Source organism: Leuconostoc lactis KCTC 3528 = DSM 20202 (assembly GCF_014651235.1).
GTDB lineage: Bacteria > Bacillota > Bacilli > Lactobacillales > Lactobacillaceae > Leuconostoc > Leuconostoc lactis.
The window spans coordinates 1-3,227 of record NZ_BMWM01000045.1; the positions used below are offsets into that span (position 1 = coordinate 1).

The window sequence follows — 3,227 nt, forward strand, 5'->3', positions numbered from 1 at the left end:
GAATTTAAGATTTCGGCGACTGGTGAAAAGGTCTATTTAGAACCGATTCTTGATATGTATAACAATGAGATCCTTACCTATGCCATTAGCACGCGTCCAGATCTCGCCTTTACTTTACAACCACTTAATCAGCTCGTAGCGCAACTGCCAAAACTTTCGTATCGTACAACAATTCACACGGATCAAGGCTGGCAATATCGCCACAGAACATAGCGTAAAACACTAAAGAAAAACCGCATTATCCAAAGCATGTCGCGTCGTGCGACTGCTTTAGACAATGCGGTTATGGAAAGTTTCTTTAATAAGCTTAAAGTTGAAATTGGGCCACTAAACAAGTATTCATCAGCTACAGCGTTGATAGATGCCGTCAATAATTGGATACTATATTACAACAACACACGCATCCAAACAAAATTAAACGGCCACTCACCGGTAGAATACCGACAAATGGCCACTTGATTAGCTAAAATATTTTACTTTAACTTTTTGGGTACACCACAATTTCGCGTTAAATTGTGTGCCTTTTTTATGGCCATGATATTAATTTTGATGGGCAATCGTGACTAATTGTGACAGCAAGGCCAAATCCTTCACACCGTCGACTACAACAGCTGTAGCAATAGCGACCCATTCTGGTTGCACCTGCGTCATCGCAGTTTGTAGATTGTCAACTGTCCAGTCACCCGCCAACATGATTGGCTTTTTCCGAAGCGGCTTGGGTGGTACTGATTGCCAATCAAAAGATGTCTCAATCTCAGTAGCAGTATCTATCACAATAATATCAGCCACTGTCTCTAGCATGACTTCTACTGGTTGTCTAACTTGAATGACGGGAACACTGCGATCGTGTAACAAAGTCACCGCATCTTCAGTTGTTTGACTCGGCAACTGCACCCCTTGAATCACCCCATTATCAAAAAAAGTGAGGATATCCATCACATTTTGCGCTTCAAACACACCATATAGTGGTATGTTTTTATCCAACTGCTCACGAATCTGCATCGCTGTCATAATCCCGACACTATGTCGGTGTCCTGGCGCGAGCATCACGCTCGCCATATCAGGTTGGAGCGTATTGACGAGATCAGCATCCGCCACGTTTAGTAGCCCACTCAAGTTAATTTTAGTCATAATTTGGTGTTAATCCTCTTAATCTGCTTACTAATGTTCATTTTATCATTTTTACACAAATAAAAACGTTCTAAAAATAGTTGTGTGAACAATATTTTCAGAACGTCTAGTGTCGTGATGATGATTAATCACAGCATCTAAAATATTATCAAAACGGATATTAACTGGTTTAAAAGAATTGCATACTATAGGTACCCTTAAAGGTATCGCCGGCAGCCAAAACATTCACGCCAAACTTTTCTTTGAAGTTACCCGTTGAATCCACCGTATCCGCAATGCCCCACCAAGGTTCAAGGGCAATAAATGGTGCTTCTTTACCGGCTGGTGTCCAGATGCCAATAAATTGTGCATTATCTAATGTCATCCGTAGACCGTGTTGGTTCGCCAAACGTGCCAGCAAGAATGACGTTTTTTGACGATCCAACTTCAAAATAATAGCGTCATCATGATAATCTTCTTGTCGCAACCGTAATGGAATATTGGCATTAAACGGTGTTGCGGCATTAGGATTTGAATACGGCCCAGTCAAGCGTACGCGATCATAGATTTTTTCTGGTTCAATTGATACGTAATAATCGGAAAACTTACCGCCATCCAATGGTAGATTAAAGGCCGGATGCCCACCAACACTAAAGAAGAGCGATTCTTCCTTATCCGTATTCGTCACAATATAAGCAACTTTCAATTCGTTGTCATCGGTTAACTCATAACTAATATCAAATTGAAACTTAAATGGGTAAATACGCAAAGTTGAATCTGTGTCATGAATCCGGAAAACCGCACGGGTCTCACTTTGTTCAACTACCTCAAACAAGGTATTGCGCGCAAAACCGTGTTGATTCATAAAATAAGTTTCACCAGCGACTTTGAATTGATCACCGCGTAAACGGCCAACAATTGGAAAAAGATTAGACGCATGGCGTCCCCAATATTTAGGGTCTCCAACCCAAATATATTCCAATATAGCCTGCTTATGCCAAACGCTTGTCAATTCAGCGCCGTATTCGTTAATCTGAACTTTTAAGTCATTATTTTCTAGTGTAATCATAATATCTATATTCTACCAAATTTTTTTACAAAATGTTGTGCGGTCTGCGTTGATCAGTCTTTTTTTGCACGTGGAAAGAAAGACTGATAATTTTTTTGCAGGCTTTCACGCGTCACATGTGTATACATCTGTGTGGTTGACAAGTTCACATGTCCCAATAATTCCTGAACTGTGCGCATATCAGCCCCGTGGTTCAACAAATGGGTGGCAAAAGTGTGACGCAACATATGCGGATGAATGGTGCCAGTTAACGCTGATTTTTTCATCAATTCATTTAAAATATAAGTAATCCCAGCCGCCGTAATCGGTTCGCCGCGATGATTCACGAAAACACGATCATGCGGGGGTTGCTTCGCCACTAACTGCGGTCGTAGCTCATGTAAATACTGGATCATGGCTTGGGCTGCAAAATGACCAAATGGCACGTAGCGATCCTTGTTCCCTTTACCGTGAATTAACACTAATCGTTGGGCAAAATCGAGTTGGGCAATGGTTAAATTGGCAATTTCCGCCACACGCGCACCGGTTGCATACAAAAATTCAAGTAACGCCGCGTTGCGTTGCCGAAGTGGCTCATCTTCTGCATAAGCCACTTCAAACAATGTCGTCAATTCCGATTCGTAAAAAAATTCTGGTAAATGGCTTTGGTGTTTACGCAACGCCACATTTTCAAACGGATTATCACTGACAAATTGATTGGCCAACATAAATTGAAAAAACATCCGCAAACTACTAATTTTACGGGCAATCGTTGTACGTGCCAACTGGCGCTCATACAACTCATTTAAATACACCCGAACGTCTAAAGTCTGTACCGCACGGTAAGTCGTAAAACCACCATTTTCTGCTAAAAACGTGGTGAAGGCTTCGATATCAGTTAGATAAGCTTTGACGGTTAAATCAGAATATTGCCGTTCAGCTTGCAGGTAATCTTGATACAATTGTGCTTCTTTGGTTATCATATTCTTATTATAACCGGCAGATTGCAAGAAATAACTTGAACGAATTTAGTGACGTAGATTAAGTAAGAAGATCTCGATTGGTGTAT

General features: G+C 41.1%; 5 protein-coding genes. 2 read left to right on the plus strand and 3 right to left on the minus strand.

Annotated elements, in window-relative coordinates:
* Window positions 1-213: DDE-type integrase/transposase/recombinase (locus tag IE039_RS08135; protein ID WP_229782868.1), on the plus strand; the 213-nt coding region annotated here is incomplete at its 5' end.
* Window positions 214-240: 27 nt separating this feature from the next.
* Complete coding sequence (locus tag IE039_RS08140) at window positions 241-459, plus strand: IS3 family transposase (RefSeq protein WP_259651158.1); 219 nt, start codon at window positions 241-243, stop codon at window positions 457-459.
* Between the two features lie 81 nt (window positions 460-540).
* Here the strand turns inward: IE039_RS08140 and trpF are convergent, their stop codons facing one another.
* The 3 genes from trpF to xerC all read right to left on the minus strand — a co-directional run bounded on the left by trpF (window position 541) and on the right by xerC (window position 3,141).
* Complete coding sequence (gene trpF / locus IE039_RS08145) at window positions 541-1,131, minus strand: phosphoribosylanthranilate isomerase (RefSeq protein WP_010002897.1); 591 nt, start codon at window positions 1,129-1,131, stop codon at window positions 541-543.
* A gap of 169 nt (window positions 1,132-1,300) precedes the next feature.
* Window positions 1,301-2,179: an aldose 1-epimerase family protein gene (locus tag IE039_RS08150; protein ID WP_010002898.1), complete on the minus strand. Its 879-nt coding sequence runs from the start codon at window positions 2,177-2,179 to the stop codon at window positions 1,301-1,303.
* A gap of 53 nt (window positions 2,180-2,232) precedes the next feature.
* Window positions 2,233-3,141 carry a tyrosine recombinase XerC gene (gene xerC, locus IE039_RS08155; protein ID WP_189429012.1) on the minus strand — a complete coding sequence of 303 codons (909 nt, stop codon included), beginning with the start codon at window positions 3,139-3,141 and terminating at the stop codon, window positions 2,233-2,235.
* Window positions 3,142-3,227: the final 86 nt, after the last annotated feature.